The sequence below is a fragment of the Prevotella sp. P4-119 genome (assembly GCF_002251345.1).
In the GTDB taxonomy this organism is placed as follows: Bacteria; Bacteroidota; Bacteroidia; order Bacteroidales; family Bacteroidaceae; genus Prevotella.
The window spans coordinates 1-17,578 of record NZ_NPJB01000083.1 but is presented as its reverse complement, the minus strand read 5'-3'; the positions used below and the strand labels follow the sequence as shown (position 1 = coordinate 17,578).

At 44.1% G+C, this 17,578-nt stretch carries 12 protein-coding genes and 1 pseudogene; 4 read left to right on the top strand and 9 right to left on the bottom strand.

Translation table 11 applies throughout. From position 1 onward, the window contains the following. Nucleotides 1-592 precede the first annotated feature (592 nt). The 4 genes from CIK89_RS09265 to CIK89_RS09250 are packed head-to-tail and all read left to right on the top strand — an operon-like array spanning nt 593 to nt 6,915. Entirely contained in the window at nt 593-1,363 is a 771-nt protein-coding gene (locus CIK89_RS09265) for a phosphatase PAP2 family protein (RefSeq protein WP_044074736.1), read from the top strand. A 16-nt stretch (nt 1,364-1,379) separates the two neighbouring features. Further along, entirely contained in the window at nt 1,380-4,505 is a 3,126-nt protein-coding gene (locus CIK89_RS09260) for an efflux RND transporter permease subunit (protein ID WP_094391089.1), read from the top strand. Next, nucleotides 4,502-5,743: a TolC family protein gene (locus CIK89_RS13675; RefSeq protein WP_082030915.1), complete on the top strand. Its 1,242-nt coding sequence runs from the start codon at nt 4,502-4,504 to the stop codon at nt 5,741-5,743. The genes CIK89_RS09260 and CIK89_RS13675 overlap by 4 nt, the downstream gene beginning before the upstream one ends. Then, nucleotides 5,740-6,915, top strand: a complete 1,176-nt coding sequence (locus tag CIK89_RS09250) for an efflux RND transporter periplasmic adaptor subunit (RefSeq protein WP_044074738.1) — start codon at nt 5,740-5,742, stop codon at nt 6,913-6,915. The genes CIK89_RS13675 and CIK89_RS09250 overlap by 4 nt, the downstream gene beginning before the upstream one ends. A 101-nt stretch (nt 6,916-7,016) precedes the next feature. Here the strand turns inward: CIK89_RS09250 and mobV are convergent, their stop codons facing one another. The 9 genes and pseudogenes from mobV to CIK89_RS13855 form a co-directional block, all read right to left on the bottom strand. Continuing rightward, nucleotides 7,017-9,050: a MobV family relaxase gene (mobV, locus tag CIK89_RS09245; protein ID WP_044080125.1), complete on the bottom strand. Its 2,034-nt coding sequence runs from the start codon at nt 9,048-9,050 to the stop codon at nt 7,017-7,019. A gap of 189 nt (nt 9,051-9,239) precedes the next feature. Beyond that, complete coding sequence (locus tag CIK89_RS09240; RefSeq protein ID WP_044074740.1) at nt 9,240-10,262, bottom strand: DUF6371 domain-containing protein; 1,023 nt, start codon at nt 10,260-10,262, stop codon at nt 9,240-9,242. Between the two features lie 122 nt (nt 10,263-10,384). Further along, a complete protein-coding gene (locus CIK89_RS09235; RefSeq protein ID WP_044074741.1) occupies nt 10,385-11,749 on the bottom strand; it encodes a DUF3987 domain-containing protein in 1,365 nt (454 codons plus the stop codon). Between the two features lie 4 nt (nt 11,750-11,753). Next, a complete protein-coding gene (locus CIK89_RS09230; protein ID WP_044074742.1) occupies nt 11,754-12,125 on the bottom strand; it encodes a helix-turn-helix domain-containing protein in 372 nt (123 codons plus the stop codon). A 109-nt stretch (nt 12,126-12,234) separates the two neighbouring features. Beyond that, nucleotides 12,235-13,002, bottom strand: a complete 768-nt coding sequence (locus CIK89_RS09225; protein ID WP_044080124.1) for a hypothetical protein — start codon at nt 13,000-13,002, stop codon at nt 12,235-12,237. Nucleotides 13,003-13,368: 366 nt separating this feature from the next. After that, nucleotides 13,369-14,490 (bottom strand): site-specific integrase, encoded by a 1,122-nt coding sequence (locus tag CIK89_RS09220; RefSeq protein ID WP_044074744.1) that lies wholly within the window; start codon nt 14,488-14,490, stop codon nt 13,369-13,371. Between the two features lie 128 nt (nt 14,491-14,618). Next, nucleotides 14,619-15,569, bottom strand: a complete 951-nt coding sequence (locus CIK89_RS09215) for a helix-turn-helix domain-containing protein (protein WP_044074745.1) — start codon at nt 15,567-15,569, stop codon at nt 14,619-14,621. 348 nt (nt 15,570-15,917) lie between these two features. Further along, nucleotides 15,918-17,198: a leucine-rich repeat domain-containing protein gene (locus CIK89_RS09210; protein ID WP_158215007.1), complete on the bottom strand. Its 1,281-nt coding sequence runs from the start codon at nt 17,196-17,198 to the stop codon at nt 15,918-15,920. Nucleotides 17,199-17,346: 148 nt separating this feature from the next. Next, nucleotides 17,347-17,481, bottom strand: a pseudogene (locus CIK89_RS13855) (helix-turn-helix domain-containing protein); the annotation flags it as partial. Nucleotides 17,482-17,578: the final 97 nt, after the last annotated feature.

Sequence of the window (17,578 nt, the reverse complement as noted above, 5' to 3'; positions counted from 1 at the left end):
TAACTTTGCAACCGAGTTGCAAAGTTTATTTGCTATCTTTGCAGCCAAATTGAAAATATAATGAAGCAGAAGCTCTACATAACTATTTTGGCTTTGACAACAATTGTTTTGTTGGCATTGTCGTTTATACCGCACCATCATCACGAAAGTGCGGTATGTACCGTTGTGGAGCATTGCAATAGCGACAACGCTGACAATGACAAACATACGTCACATAAGGACGATGGAACAAAGTGCTTCGAACAAGGCAGTTGGGATGTTGTGTCAGTAAAGACTTTACATACAAGTAACATACATTATTTATATCATGCAATAGTATGGGCTTTATCTCGTATTATGGGATGGGTGTCAGAACCAACTAAGACGGTGTTTGACACTCGCATACCTATTATTATAAAGGCGGAACTATTGCGGATAAATGGACTTAGGGCACCTCCTTTTTATCGTTTCTAATAGCGTTGTTTCTTTTAAGGGGGGGCAACGTACAGCGACTATACCTATTCATATGGAAGGTATAGTTACAAATCAATCATTTTTATTATGAACTTGCAAGTGCTTCAGTGTTTGGAGCACAGGCATTAGTTATTGCAAAATGTCAATTAAGGAAATTCTGGCGCTTGGCGCACTGGCTTTTCCTCTTTTGTCGTATGCACAAAGCAAAGACAGCTTGACATTCACACAAGATAGCACAGACATGACTTCTATGAAGAGGTCAAGTGTCGTGCCTTATATTATACCAATGTCACTTATGTCGTATGGAACGGCAGAGGCTATTGTTATGAATAAAGGCAGGATGCTGAACTATGCTATCGGACATGAGGTTATAACCCACAAGCCAATAGCCATAGGGATTGATGACTATACACAGTATGTGCCAGCTGTAAGCGTATTGGCATTAAATCTGTGCGGAGTAAAAAGTTGTCATAACCTAAAAGAACAAACGATGCTGTTGGGGTTGTCAAGTTTGCTGACGGCTATATCCGTAAATGGCTTGAAATACACAGTAAGAGAGATGCGTCCTAATGGCTCACGTCGCAATTCTTTTCCATCTGGGCATACAACAGTTGCCTTCATGGGGGCAGAACTCTTGTGGCAAGAATACAAGGACACTTCACCGTGGATAGGTATAGGTGGTTATGTCATAGCTGCAAGTACAGGAGCATTGCGTGTGTATAACAACAAGCATTGGATAGGAGACGTGGCATTTGGAGCAGGATTGGGTATTCTGTGTACGAAATTGGCATACAAGTTATATGAGCCGATTTCACGCAAGATGCACAACAAACAGTCCAAGCGAACAAACACTGTCTATCCATATTATAACGGACAACAAGGAGGACTAGCACTAACTATACAATTATAATTAGAACGATAAAGAAATGTTTCAAAAAATAATTCAATTATCAATCAATAACAAGGTAACTATAGGTATGTTGACCTTGGTGCTCATTATATGGGGCACATGGTCGTTGTCGCAGTTGCCTTTTGACTCTACACCTGATATTACAAATAATCAAGTACAGGTGATAACCCAAGCTCCATCATTGGGAGCGCAAGAGGTAGAGCAGTTTATAACCACTCCAGTAGAAATGGCTTTGGCCAACATTCCACGTGTGGAAGAACGCAGAAGCATCAGTAGCAGCGGCTTGTCTGTCATTACATTGGTTTTTGATGACGATGCAGATGTATATTGGGCTCGGCAGCAGGTAAGCCAACAACTAAAGGAGGCAGAGGAAGTCATACCACAAGGTAAGGCAACCATAGGTATGGCTCCTGTCACTACTGGTTTGGGAGAAATATTCCATTATACCATTCGTGCAAAGAAGGGATATGAGGACAAATACAGTTTGTCAGATTTACGTACCATCCAAGATTGGATAGTCCGCAAGCAATTGTCAGGAACACCTGGCGTTGCAGAAGTCAGCGGCTGGGGTGGATATGTGAAGCAGTATGAAGTGGCTGTGGATGCCGACCGTCTCAATGCTGTTGGTCTTACAGTTACAGAAGTTTACGATGCCCTTGAAGCAGGCAACGAGAACACAGGCGGAAGCTACATAGAGAAAAATAGTAACCAGTATTTTATCAGAGGCTTGGGACTTGTTTCAACACTCGAAGACATAGAGCGTATCCCTGTCAAGACAGTCAATGGCACGCCTATCTTGATACGTGACATTGCAAAAGTACAATATGGTTATGCCACACGTTATGGTGCAGTTACACGCAATGGCGAGGGTGAAGTGGTGGCAGGTATCTCACTGATGCTGAAAGGTGAGAATTTCCAGCAAGTTATTAAGAACGTAAAAGAGCGTATTGCGCAGATTCAGAAGAGTCTGCCAGAGGGTGTAGTCATAGAACCATTCATAGACCGCACTCAGTTGGTAGACCGTGTTACTGGAACCATCACCCGCAACCTTATCGAGGGTGGCCTCATTGTTGTGTTCATACTCGTTCTGTTCTTGGGTAATTATAGGGCAGGATTGGTGGTGGCATCCGTCATTCCGCTCGCTATGCTGTTTGCTTTTGGTATGATGCGGTTGTTTGGTGTCAGCGGAAACCTCATGAGTTTGGGAGCCATTGATTTTGGCTTGATCGTGGATGGCGCAGTGATTATCGTAGAAGCCGTATGCCACCATATAGGTATCAGTCGTGACAAATACCATGGCTTGCGCTTAACACAAGAGCAGATGGACAAGGAGATATATCATTCCGCTTCCAAGATTCGTAAGAGTGCAGCCTTTGGCGAAATCATTATCATGACGGTATATCTGCCATTGCTTACATTGGCTGGTATAGAAGGAAAGATGTTCCGTCCGATGGCACTTACCATTTTCTTCGCCATCCTTGGAGCGTTTATCCTTTCGCTTACCTACGTACCAATGGCAAGTGCTCTGTTTCTTAGCAAGGAAAGTGTACATAAGACTAATTTGTCAGACCGTCTGATAAACAAGTTACAGAGTTGGTATAAGCCTATCATCACCAAAAGTCTGCAACATAGCAAGGTGCTCATAGCTTCCATGGTGCTGCTGTTCGGCATCAGCCTTTTCGCTTTCACTCGTTTGGGCGGTGAGTTTATCCCGAATCTTGAAGAAGGTGACTTTGCAGCCGAAATCAGCATGGCACAAGGTACATCACTCTCTCAGATGGTGAAGACCTGCACTCAGGCAGAAAAGATATTGAAGTCTAAGTTCCCGGAGGTGAAGCAGGTGGTAACTCGCATCGGTAGTTCAGAGATTCCAACCGACCCAATGCCTATAGAACGAGCAGACATGCTTATAGCCCTCTATCCGAAAGCAGAATGGACATCTGCCAAGACAAAGGACGAACTCATGGAAAAGATGGAAGAAGCCTTGGGAGCTATTCCTGGAATGGAAGCCGAATTGACACAGCCAATCCAAATGCGAAACAACGAACTGATTACAGGTATTAAGCAGGATGTCGCCATCAAGATATACGGCAACGACCTTGATGCTCTGCAAGCATCCGCAAAGCGAGTGGCATCTCTTATCAAGCGTGTTGACGGGGTGTCTGACCCATTTGTCGAGAAAGTACAAGGTTTGCCACAGATTCAAGTAAAGTACAACCGAGATCAGCTGGCTAAATATGGCATTTCGATAAGAACTGCCAACAAGGTGCTTGAAACTGCTTTTGCAGGAAGCCGCTCGGGATATGTGTTTGAGGGCGACAAGCGATTCGACTTGGTGGTGCGTATGGACAAGGACTTACGTAATGATATAAAAGCTATAGAAAGTCTGTACCTTCCTCTGCCCGATGGTGGAACAATTCCTCTCCAGCAAGTAGCACAGATTACATTGACTGATGCACCTGCACAGGTTACACATGAGGATGGACAGCGAAGGATATTTGTCGGTTTCAATGTAAGAGGACGAGACATACAGACCACAGTAGATGAAATTCAGGAGGTTTTAGACAAGGAACTAAAATTGCCAGCAGGTTATTATTACACTTATGGCGGTCAATTCCAAAATCTTCAAGAGGCAACCGGTCGTTTGATGCTGGCAGTTCCTTTGGCATTGCTCGTCATTTTGGGTTTGCTGTATGCTACGTTGAAGAATATCAGGGAAACCTTGTTCGTATTCTCAGCCATTCCTCTCTCTGCCATTGGTGGTGTGTGGGCTTTATGCCTGCGAGGTATGCCTTTCAGCATTTCCGCAGGTGTAGGTTTCATTGCCCTCTTTGGTGTGGCTGTACTGAACGGTATTGTACTGATAGGACAGTTCAATACTTTTGAGAAAGAAGGCGTGACGGATGTAAAAAAACGAGTGATAGATGGTTGTATGCTCCGTCTTCGTCCTGTCATCATGACCGCATTGGTAGCTTCCTTAGGTTTTATGCCTATGGCCTTGTCAACTGGTGACGGTGCTGAGGTTCAACGACCGTTGGCTACTGTGGTCATCGGCGGATTGGTAACAGCCACGATATTGACACTTGTTGTCTTGCCATCTATTTATAAGACATTCACCAAGAAAAAAGAAACAAACGTATGACAAGAATAAGATTGTTTATATTAGGCGTACTGTCTATGGCATTCGCCTCCATGTACGCACAAAATGAGAGTTGGTCTTTGCAACAATGCATAGACCTCGCTCTTGACAACAGCCTATATATGAGAAATGGGCAAATTGCAGTTGGAAAAGCTAAAGACTTGCAGGGTACAACATTTGATATTGAAAAGACCTCTATAACGCTCAGCCAAGATCCGACATCTGGCGGAAGTCCAGACAATGGCATTTTGATAAGCCAGACCTTTGATTTTCCTACGGTGTATAACGCCCGAAACAAGTTCTTGAAAGCTGAGACTGCCGTTGCGCAAAGTCAGGTGGCAATAGTAGGCAACCAGTTGGTAAGAGATGTAACATCTGCATATTACTCGTGGCTTCATGCACATAGCACTTTGCTCGTGTTGCAAAAGCAAGACAGCGTATATCAGCACTTTCTGCAACTGGCATCGGCTAAGTACAAATCGGGGGAGGCTAACCAGTTGGAACAGATGAATGCACAACGATTGCTGAATGAAAATCGGATAAGTTTGCAAAGAGCAGAGAATGACTGCAAGAAATATTTATTGCAGTTGAAACAGCTCATCAATACCAATACTGACTTCACTCCTCAAAACGAGGGGTTGGCAAAACTACATGACGCGAATCTTGGGGAAACTAATTTCTCAGACACGCCACTTGGACGAAACATGCAAGCACGCCTCATAAGCAATGAACGTAGTGTTTCGCTTGCCAAGCAGGGGTATATGCCAAGCTTCACTCTCGGCTTTACAACACAGGCTGTCATCAAAGGATTCAATCCTTACAATGTTGACAGAAGTAGGTTTTCCAAAGGTAACTTCATGGGATTTGAGGTAGGCATCGGCATACCCCTGTTTTGGAAAAGCAATCGGTCAAAAGTCAAGGCTGCCAAACGTGATGTGGAGTTGGTGCAGAATGAGCGTGCATTGGCAGAACAGCAGCAGAAAACGCTTATGCGTGATGCCACAAATGAGTATATGAGAGCAAAACAAGTTCTTGATTATTACGAAAGACAAGGCAACGCCGAGGCAGCACTCATGGCGAAACTATCTCAGATAAACTACGAGAACGGAGAAATGGGGTATGTGGAATACATACAAAACCAAACTTCGGCTCTTGATGTACAACTTCGTTACATAGATGCTGTCAACGACTATAATCAAGCTATCATCAATATCAATTATCTCAACGGAAATAAACAATGAAAACATTTAATATCATCATCATTGCTGTCATCAGCATATTTCTTGCATCATGCACAAAAGGCAAGCAGGAAGAAGTAAAGGAAAACAAAGTAGAGGAGCAAGGCTATGAAACCATTGAACTTACTCAAGAACAGATAAAGACGGTTGGCATTACGCTCGGCAAGGTTGAGAGTCGCTCTCTCAACAATGTGATACGTGCCAATGGCGAACTTCAGCTCAACCCGCAGGATATGGCAGACGTGACTTCTCTCGTAGGAGGTGTTGTCCGCAAAATTTATGTAACAGAAGGACAGCTGGTGAAAGCAGGTCAAGTGGTTGCACACATAGAGAATACCGAAATCGTAGGATTGCAGAAAGACTATCTCATTGCTGTAAAAGAGACCAATGTAACACATCAGGAGTTGCTACGCCAAAAGACATTGGCTTCACAGAAGGCAGGAGTGGAAAAGACCTTGCAACAGGCATCAGCAGCATACGAGATGGCACTGGCTCGCCAGACAGGGCTTTACAACCAGCTCCGTCAAATTGGCATTAACACCAACCTTGTGAAACAAGGCAGAATCATACGGCAGGTAGCTATCTCTGCTCCAATTTCTGGCATCGTGACGAAGATAAGCATAAAGAGTGGAAGCTATACGGAAAGTTCACAATCATTGATGCAAGTAGCCAACAATGCCGCTGTGTTCTGCAACTTGAATGTTTTTGAGCGCAATATCAATCAAGTTGCTAAAGGGCAGAAAGTAGATTTCGTCATCACCAATAGCCCGAATATTCATTTCAAGGGAACAGTAAGAGAAATTAATCGCTCGATGGATTCTGACACCAAGGCTATATCCGTACGTGTCGGTATTGATACAAAGAACATCACTGAACTTATTCCTGGCATGTATGTGACAGGCATCATCAGTATGGGCAAACAAAATGTGCCAGCCTTGCCTGACGATGCTATTGTAAATGCCAATGGCAAGCAATATGTGTTCGTGCTTGAAAAAAAACACAAAGAAGGCAATGACGTAAAATATCAATTCAAGCAGATGGAAGTCGTTGCAGGTGTAAGCGAATTGGGATATACGCAAATAGATTTCGTCGCTCCTATTAGCAAGAATGCAACTGTTGTCACTTCCAATGCCTTCTACATAGCGTCTATGACGGCAGACCATGGGGAAGAATAAAAGGAAGAAACACAAATGAAATAATATACCTTTATAGTCAAGATGTGAGATAAGCTTTAGATAATCTCACATCTTGATTTTTACAACCTTTTATACAATACTTATCTTCGTGATGAACGATAGGGCTTATTATTAATTGCTCCCAATCCTATCTTCTGTGTTCCATCCCAATTCGTCAGTTGGTCGGCACAACCATTGGAGCCACCAAGCGAAACGTATGTGTCTGCACTGCATGACATGTGGTCAACAAAAGCGAGGAAGTTGTCAATAGCTTTGTCTGTGAATTGAACTTCATTTGTGGCGAAGAGTTTTGTCCAACTGGTGACACATTCCTGCTTGAAGTCTGTAAAACCATGCCAAGACATATCAGACAAGAACCTTTTTGTTGCCGATTCTATACAGGCTTTAGAGTCCAATCCAATATTATGCTTTACAGCAGATGCCATAATGCCATAGTATATGGAAGCCGATTCTTTCTCGTTGAAGTTGACTCTATCTGTCTTGGCAAAGGAAGATAGAGCTTCATGTCCCTCATGGATGAACTTGTCAAGCACTCCTATGTATCTATTTTGCCGAGCCATGCTTTCACGTTTAGCTTCGGCTTCTTGCCGAGCCTTTTCTTTTGCACCTTCCTCCTTTCGTGCTTCCACTCGTCTCCATGCATCAGTCATTTCTGGCTCTTGCCAAATGGCATTCCAACGAGCCTTCAAATCATTGTACATTTCCATAAGTGTGGTATTATAACTTTTGGCACTGGCGAGTTCTTCCTTCGCATAGACAAGTTGAGTAGTCACTCGCTCCACAGCCTTCTCGTCAAGTTGAGAGATGCGTTGTTTGACTTTGTTGTTTTCTGCCTTTAGCGCATCATTCTCGGCACGAAGTGACTTGTTCTCCTCTATCTGCTTATTGAGATTCTGCATATAGTAAGTGTATGTCTTGTTGACAGACTTGCGTACACCTTCATTCTGTTTGTCACGTTCTGCATTGATGGCTACGACAAGAGCTTTGATAGCTGCGTTGATGTTGTTTACACGCTCCTCACGCCATGCCTTTTGTCCGATAAGAGTAGGAATAGGGATGGCAAGTTCTTTCTTTACGGCATTCATCGCTTCTTGAACAGGAACCTTGATGTTGAGAAAAGGAATGGTCAGCTCCTTCTTGTCGATTGTGGCAAGCACAGCATATTTCTCCACTTTGTCAAGAGCAACTTTCGCCTGACGTTCCGCCTCAAGTACCACCTTGTTTTTGTGCTTGCGTCCCCGTTTCTCTTCCTCTGAAAGTTCATCATAGGAGAAACCTCTTGCCAAGCCATACTTATGACCTACCTTGTTGTAATAGTCGGTATGAAGTTGTGATAAATACTGTGACTTATCCTTTGCTCGCTCTCCCCACACTTTGGCATAAGAGACCCTTTCAACAACACCCTTTGCAACTTCCGATTTTGTGAAGTTGTCACGTTCTTCTTTTGGAAGTGCTCTCCATTCCTTTGTAGAGAGAACCTTTTCTGGATTATCCTTGTGGATATACTTGCTTCCGACGCGCCCACGTTGTTTTACTTGTTCAACAGGCACGGTCTGCACATGGGCATGGATGCTTGTCTCATCACAATGCACATCAAAGCTGATGACATTCTCTTCTCCCCATTTCTCACATGCAAAGCGGTAGGTGTCCAATGCCCAGTCATAGATGCCTTTTTGTAATGTCACCTTGCTGTGGTCAGCATTTGGATCTGACGTGTTGAGTTTCTTTTCACCAAAGGCAAGCCTGTTAAGCACATCATGGTCACCACTGAAGATGATGCCGACAGTGCAGTTCGGACTGTTCCTTGAAACTTGGTCGGGACGCTTGGCATCCATATATGGCTTGAAGCCAAGTTCATCAAGTCTGTGCTGCAAGCGTTCATGCAACGGCACAGACTGGGAACCAAGAGGCACAATCTTTCCACCCTTGACTATCTCAAAGTTGAGTCTCTTGCGTGAGTAGTTATAATGGTTGTTCTTGTCTATGTCTGCGTTTTTTAGTTGGTAACGCTTCTCGTCCCAACCTCTGCGTTCCGCCTCGTTGCCCACTTGGGAAGAGAACGATTTCTTGTCTGTGCCTACATGGATGGCGGCACGTGGTATGTTTCTTTCCATAAGAATCTTGTTTGAGTTTGTAACATTGTTATAGTATGACTGGTGACAGGTCTCGGGCGGAGCTTGAGCATAATAGAAGGACTTTTTAAGTGAACAGCGTCAGCAGGTGAATCTAAAAGTCCCTATTATGTTTAGGACTTTTGTGAAAGTCCGTCACGCAAGCGTGCTCGCAGATCCTTACCCACTCTGCTATGACTCTTCCACCAACACCAATCCAAGACAGTCTATCAGATGCTGGAGTGGCGGATGTTGCTTTATCAGCCTTTGTAGCGCCATCTGCGGTGTTTCCGTCATCAATAGGAAGTCGGCAATGTCAAGACCATTGACCTTTTGTTCATCGGTGGCATTGTCTTCCAAGATATTGCTGACAAGAACTTGTTTGCATATTGATTGCAGCAAAGGAAGTTTGCTTTTCCACTTATCCGTTGCCCCAAGGTCTGGAACCAAAACAACCTCCCGACCGCTTAGGACTTCGACTGCATCTTTATTGAAACATCCGTTCATGCCTCCAGTAGCCAACCATACGAAATCAGACATGAAGTGGGTGGCAATGATGGCTGTCTTTTCGCTCTCCACGATGGCTACAGTCTTGGTCGTGGTTTTATCTGTCAACAGATGTTCGCCAAAGAAGCACTGCCGAAGTGTAAAGTCTGGCAGTTTCAGTTCCGAGTGTACCCAAGTCACCAGGCTGTGGGGTTCCTTGATGCGGTGTCCTGTCTTGTCATCATACTTCATTATCTTGCCAGTGCGCACATTCCCATTGACATCTATCTGCCAAAAGATAGTTGAACCGCCCCATTTCTTTGAAGTGCCGACCTTGTACAAGGCAAACAGCCGTTCTGTCTCCTCCTTGTCAAAGACCATTGAAATGTATCGGTACAAAGGATTGACAGAATAGCCATGCAGTGTTTGCTCCATCAACTTATTCTCAATGAAAGTTGGAAGAGGTTTCTCTTTCCTACACTCTTTGATTGGTGTTTTATATCTCCAATCATCATTGCAGTTGGCATCGGGATTGTCCTTGAAATAATCAGATGGAGAATAATGGTAGCCACAACTCTGTTCATGGTCACAACGCCCCACATTGTCAGGAAATACAATCTGTCCTTCCTCGTCAATATATCTTGCAAAGCAACGCTTACGCCTACATTGAGGGCAAGCATATCGGTTGCCCAGCTTGTATTTCTGTAGATGGAATCTATACTCACTCATAAGGCTCTGCACTTGTTGCACCTTGCACTTTCTGCACTTTTGCACTTGTTTGGCACAAAATGCAGCTTCTTTTGTGCAAGAGTGCAAGAAGTGCAAAGTGCAAACGGTGCAAGGTGGTGGTTCTACTTCTGTACTTTCTCATAATTGCCTTGCTTGTCTTTGATGATAAAGTTTTTCTGACAGAAGTCTTTGAGCATATACATGACAGTACGTCTTGCAAAACCGAAATCCGCTCCAGCCTTTACTGCTTCAGCAGTTACGAACTTGTTTCCCAACGAGTCAAGTACCTGTTTCTTCACAGGGTCGGTAGCCTCGGTTGAAACGAGGTCATCCATCCTTTTGTATGACTTCTCAAAGTAATCGCTCATCCGTATGGCTGCATTCACGGACTCCGCATCAACAAAATCCTTGTGAGACTCATCACAAGCCCATCGGAACAGTTGGAATATCAAGGCAAGCCGAGCCGTGTTCAAAGGAACTTTTGCAGCACGTGAGTCTATCATTTTTTCATCCGTAATGGCATTCTGCCGTTCTATGTCCTTATTCTGCCAATCATAGAATATGTCAATGGCTTCATCAGAGAAGTCAAGAACATTGAAGATGTCTTCCGTAAAAGGAAGAGCCACAGCCTTGTCTATGATTTCTTTCCATACACGGAATGGTCTTTCAATGATTGCAGCATCTTGTTTTGGAACCTTAACCCAAGGAGCAATCTTCAAACCTTTTGGGCATGTAATCAGAAAACGGTCAAGAAAACCATTCTTCTTGAATCCCATATCATAAAGTTCATGCACAATACCAGTCTGGATAGTTCCTACAATCTGTATGCAAGGATAATCAATGCGTAAAGGGCAATCAAGATTACAACGAGAAACATCTACAGGCAAGCCATTGTGAGCCGACAGCATCTGTTGTACAAAAGAACTGTTGTTGTATCGGTTGATGGTGTTGAACAGCCCCATTATCTCATCCACCACAACTGCCACACCTCTGAGGTTGGCATCGTGATTACGCATCAGAATCTCTGGTGTGAAGTCATTCATGATATTCTTATGCAGGACTGGTACAGGAGGTAACGATTCCCATTCCGTCCGTTTTTTGCCCTTGTTTCTCTCCACAATGGCTGCATACTCATTCTTTAGAGCCTTGAACTTATGGTGCTCCTCAGTATCAATGTCGTGCAACGGTTTGTAGGCAAAGTTCAATGGTGGAGTCTTGCCGACTCCTGGTCTGCCAACAAGAATGACATATAGAATAGGTGAAGTAATCCAATTGCCTTTAATCCGGATATAGCAGGAGTTGCCGACGGCTGCTGCCATAGCGGATATTAGGGAAGTGACAGTGAACTCAATGGAATAGTTTTCCGTCCTTGCCAAATCAAGAATCATCTGCTGCATCTTCTGGGGGAATATGTCAAGCGGAATGCCAGAAGTGGCTACGCCCGAAGCCTCCGAGCGTAGCTTGTTACAAATTTCAAGCGCATCCATTACATTACCAGTTTAAGGGTTTGGGCTTGCGCTTGTTTCCTGCAAGAATGGCAGCGTTCTCCTCTTCTGCTGTGAGAGGTACAGGATTCTTGCGGTTTGTCTCCAGCCATTTGTCAAGTTCGTCTTGATAAAGGCAATAACGCTTGCCTGGCTTTGTGGCAGGAATGCTGCCGTTGCCAAGTTTCATGTAGAGAGTTGCCATCGGCATTTTCAGGTATGCCGATGCTTCCTCCACACTCATAGGTATGTGCGTGTTCGCCTTGTGTGGCTTGTTCTGTGATTGCAGACCGATGATCATCTGCTTCATGCCCACCACTTCATCCCGAAGCTGGGCAACGACCATTGGAAGGTCGTTGAAAGTTAATTCCTTTGTCATATACAAGTTGTTCTAAAAAACTGGGACAAAGGAACAGAATGATGCTTCCGTTACTGAGGTTCGTGACAGTCATTTGTCATTCACGAAGGAATAACTCTAACAATAGGGATTATTCGGGAGTTTCCTCTGATATATCATGAAACTCATATCCTCCATTGCCAGGCTCATCAATCGGAATGACATCATTAGAACATGGTGCTTTCAGGTTCTTCAATGTGCTGTAGTCCAAGCCTTCAAACGGCTTTGGAAATAAAGCCCTGACAAAGGCTATTCGCATTGCCATTGTGTAATCACGTTTACCCAAACGTTCTGCGATATTCCACACGAAGTGCCTTAAAGGAATATTCTCAACCATCTCCTTGAAACGGTTTATTGCTATCGGGGTATAGTTGGTGTCGTTGCTCCATTCCTTGACAGCCTCAATTACCTTGTGCAAATCTTCCTCATACAGAAACCTTGACATGGTACGATGCACATAGTCAAGTACGGCTCTCGTTCGTTTTTCCTTTATCTCCTGTGCTTCTTTTTCTTGTGCCTCTACACACTTGGCATAGTCCTCATGACTGTATTGTGCTGACTCTGTTTGTGGTAATGTTTGCTTTGGCTGTTCTTGTTCTGTTGCTGGCTCTGCTTCTACAACGTTTTTCTTTGTCTTGCTGTTGCTACCAATGGTCATCAGTTCATAGGGATAATTCACCATAGAAATGAATATCGCCCAAAGCAGGATGTTGCTCCCTACAAAGATGATTGACTCGACAAACAGACTTTGGTGAAAGTCATTGCCTACATACATAGCCACGACAAGAGAGATGGCGAGAATTGCAGTACCAACAAAAGCGTAGATGGTACAATCTGAAGTTGTCTTGGTTTCTATCATTATTGTATTCGTTTTATTGTTATTCGTTCAAAAACTTCCACAAAGTTAGATGCAGAAGCATGTAAAAACAGCATTTACGTTCTCTGGCACTCTTTCTTTTACGCTTTATTAGCGTTCTAATATGATTTCATACTCTGAATCATACTTGAAACAGCTCGTTAGTGCCAGTTGCCGCTAATTGCTGACTACAAAGGTAAGGATGAAGAAAAGGGATATTTGCAGTTCCTCTTTAATATCAACAGAAATTGGAATGTATTTGTCGAATTGGTTCTATCCACGACAGCAAATAGAACCAACAAAATGAGAAAAGGACTATTGGAACACTATCATTCCAACAGTCCTTTTCTGCGTGTTATTGTCAAATGGTTACTTCTTCAAGGTGATACAGCCAACCGAAGCACGCTTCTGGGCATCGGAAATCTTGGCATACACCTCTGTTGTTGCCACATTCTTGTGACCGAGATAACGCTGCACAACCGCAATACTTGTTCCTGCGTCCAACTGGAGACAGGCAAAGCTGTGGCGTGAGCAATGATAGGATATATGCTTGGTGATTCCTGCTTCTCTCAGCCAGTTCTTCAATGGTGCCTGTGTCATGGAGTCTTTGAAATCGGGGAACACCTTACCTCGTTTATCTGGTGAATAGCCTATCAGTTCCAAGGCTTCCTCACTGATTGGGTTATGCACGATGTCCTTTGTCTTCTGCATTCGTGTAGTGACATACATCACACCATCGCTGCCGTATGGCTGTATTTCTTCCCAAGTGAGCTTCTTGATGTCGCTCTTTCGCAATGCCGTTAGACAAGAGAACAGGAAGGCTCGCTTCAATGCAGGGGTAGAGCATGGAGTGGATGCCAAGCGGATAACCTCGTCTTGTGAAAGATGCTCCTTGTCAGTCGGGATTGTCTCGATACGCTCCAAGAAACCGTTCGGGTTCTCCTTTATCTTGCGATCACGATAGGCAGTGTGGATTGAAGCACGGAAAGTTGACCAGTAGTTGGCTGCTGAGTTGATATGTAGTTTTCTGTTCTTATGCAGTCCCTGTGGTGCTGTCAGCAGATACTCACGAAATCTGTTGCACAAGTCCACGTTTATCTCACCGAAGGTACACTTGCCTTGCGTGAAGGTACGAAAGTGCATATAGACGTGCTGCCACTTGGAGTTCTTCTTGTCTGCCAGTTTCTTGAAGTAGGCGAGGAAATCTCCTTTCATCTTCTCCTTGTCGAAGAAATCATAACGCTCGTTGACGATAGCCTCAAAGCGACGGCAGCGTATCGCCTCGGCTCTTGCCGTAAGGTTGAGGTTGTACTTCTGTTCCGTCTGGTTCTTCGGCTTGGCATAGATGTAGATGCCAAGCGACTCATGGCGGATGACTTTCATCGTGCTCTCGTCACGATAGCCTGGATAATAGTCAAGATAATAGGACAGCATGCGTCCGTCCTTGATTTTGCGTGTACGCAATGATACGGTCTTGCAAATGTTGCTCATAACTGATATGTATTATTGATGATTATTCATGGTGAAGTGTCTCTTCACGGCTGCAAAATAACTGAATGATACTTCCGTGACTCCAATTATTTGCAGTCATTGATGGATAATGCTGAAATCATTTGAAATCACAGTCCTTTTGCTGCTCTTTCCGCCATTGCTCGCTCCACATCCGTCTTCAAAAGCAAGTTCTTTACACCCACTTTTACCTTGCTAATATGGTGAACTCTCACAATATGGCAGATATTGGCACTTGTCAGACCATACAACAGCTGCACTTGTTCGGTGGTATAATAGTTGTCATCGCTCATGAGGTCAGTCCTGCGCAGTTCTTCAAGATGTTCCTTGGAATAATAGGTGCGACCATACTCACGTTTGGTGGGTATCTTATGACGATATGCATATGCCCTGAGTGCCGACTTGCTCATACTGAAAGCATCCTCTACATCATCAGCAGTCACCCATTCCGTGATGCTGTTGATGTCAACGGCAGTACCGAAGAACTCATCAATATGCCGTTTGCTGTAATAGTTCTTGCCAGCGATACGGCACATCGGTATCTGGTTGCGCTTGGCGGAGGTGTAGAGCCAAGACTTCTTGACCTTATAAATGGACATCACTTCCTCACCAGAATAATAGTCAAGCACCTCATTCTCCTCTTTCCCTTTTGTCGGTTCCTGCTTTCGTATTTGCTTTTCTGCTTTTGCCTTTTTATTGGGTTTGCTCTTGCTGGCAGGAATCACACGCTTGTAGGGATTACCCTCAAACATCTTCTCTATATCAGCCTTTCTTACGAATGCCATTCTGCTGCTCAATCTTGATGCCTTCAACTTTCCGTTAGCCACAAGTTTGTAGATATACTGTCGGGTGCATCCCATCAGAATGGCAGCTTTGGAGAAGGTAAGATACTCCTGATGTTGCAGATCCATGATTGGCTCAATACCGTTAATCAATTCCTGCTGTCTTTTCTTCCTAAGACGTTTTGCCTCTGCCTGACATTCCTCGGAACAGTATTTCTGCATACCGCTTCTTGGCACGAATGTCTTGCCACAAAATTCACATTTTCTTGTCGGTCTCATACTCTATGATATTGCTATGTTCTACATACTTTGAGTATTCCACCTATGGAGTAAACGGAAGTGAACCATTGACAACCTTTGTCAACCCAATCCACGATATAACGCTTTTTGCCTATCAGCTTCAAATCTGTCCTTCATCGTAACCACTCGTAAACCCTTGTCAACTACGTTCACAATATGACAAAATAAAAGCTCCGCAAATTCTCCACGGTAGAAATACGCTGCAAAAATATGTGGAAAATCGGGAACTGCCAAAAAGCACTCAGAAAGTATTAAAAAACAAAGAGTGTTGAAAATCAATACTTTATGGTTAGTTAGTCATAGTAAGTTATGGTTAGTTATAAGGCTCTAAATACAGTCTTCAAAGGTTCCGGTGTCTATCTTGTCGATGTTTTGTGGCAGCGTAACCTTTGTTAGCGACCTGCAACCACTGAACATGTTGTTCCAGAGCTTCTCAAGACGTGCGGGCAACTTGACCTCTGTCAGTCCTGTACACGCCACAAAGCAGCTATGTCCGATGGTTTTCACGCTGTTGGGCACGCTGATGGTTTTGAGTGTAGGAATGTTGCTGAAGGCTCCCTTACCAATATTCGTCACTGTTGCAGGAATGCTGATCTCTGAAATAGCGGAACTCATAAAAGCATTGTCACCGATTGATTTCAGGCCCATCGGCAGCGTCACGCTCTTCACCTTCTTCTCACTGAAGGCTGATGCTCCTATCTCGGTCACCCTGAACAGGTGGCCGGCAAAGCGTATGGATGAGGGCACCGTGTAGTCTTTGCCTGCCGACTCGTCGTCCATCTCTAGCAGCTTGGCGGTTCTTTCGCTAGGGTTCACTTCAAACCACATCTCGTCAATGTTCATCTTATTGTCGTAAGCCGAATTGCCTTCATACACAGTCACCTTTACCTCCTTTGTGGTGCGGTTGATGCTTTTGAGATATGTCACCGTCTCAGACTCCAGCGAGGGGTAAAGGGGCGAACAGTCTGACTGCATGGCGCGTTTGAACGCTCCGCTCTCCAACACTTCAGGCATCTCTTCGACGCTTCCGTTGAGGTATCTCACGGCGTTGTCAAGCGCCCTTGTGCGTTCCCCCATTTCCCTTGTGTTTTCCTCGCGACGTACAACCACTGGTGAGCATGTCTCTGACGAATTACTTCTTATCCATTTTTTCAACATTTGTGATTCAGCCACGAGGCTGGCGTTGTCCATGTCGTGAATGAAGGGGAGCGACCTGTACCAGCTGTCTTGCTTGGAGCAGACAGGAGGCTGCGGTGAACACGCGTTTTTGCGTCCGTACCATGTCGATGGGCCAAGACCACGGCAGAGTTTTATGGTTATTTCCTTCTTTTTAGGACTCAGCGTCACGCCGCCGCCAGCCATCGTGCTGTTGCCTTGCATTCTTGTTCTGTTGCGCACCTTGCTTTCCACACGGTTTCGGGTTTTCGAAGCTTCACCTTCAGTTTTCTCCACCGTGTTTACTACGTCTTTCACTGCGTCTGGCATAGCCTGTTTTACAAGTTTTGCGCCTTTATTCTTCAACTTATTCAGAAATCCTTGCGCAGGAGCCTGTGTGGTACCCATTGTCAAGCATAAAGTTGACAACAGGAATAATTGTTTAACATTCATAATCTTCATGTTGGTTACACATCAGTTATTGATTATTATAGTCTGCAAATATAGTAAAAAAAATATCTTATATTGCACCCAAAAGAGTACAATTATATTTCTTGTTGCTTACATTTCTTGTCTCTTATACCTTAATTCCGCAACACTATTGTAACATCCGCTGAGAAGAATTTGTGCACCATTTCGAGACCGTTAGCGGATTTACACCCAATTGCTGGGCAAGCCACGAATTTGTCAGACTTCTCTCATTCAGGATCTCTTTCAGTCTATTTATTTTCTGCATTGGTCTATCAAACTTGGGTGTAAAGATAATAAAAAATAATCATCATTCCAAATTTCCGTCTATGTTATTGACAATATAACAGAGATATAACTATTTA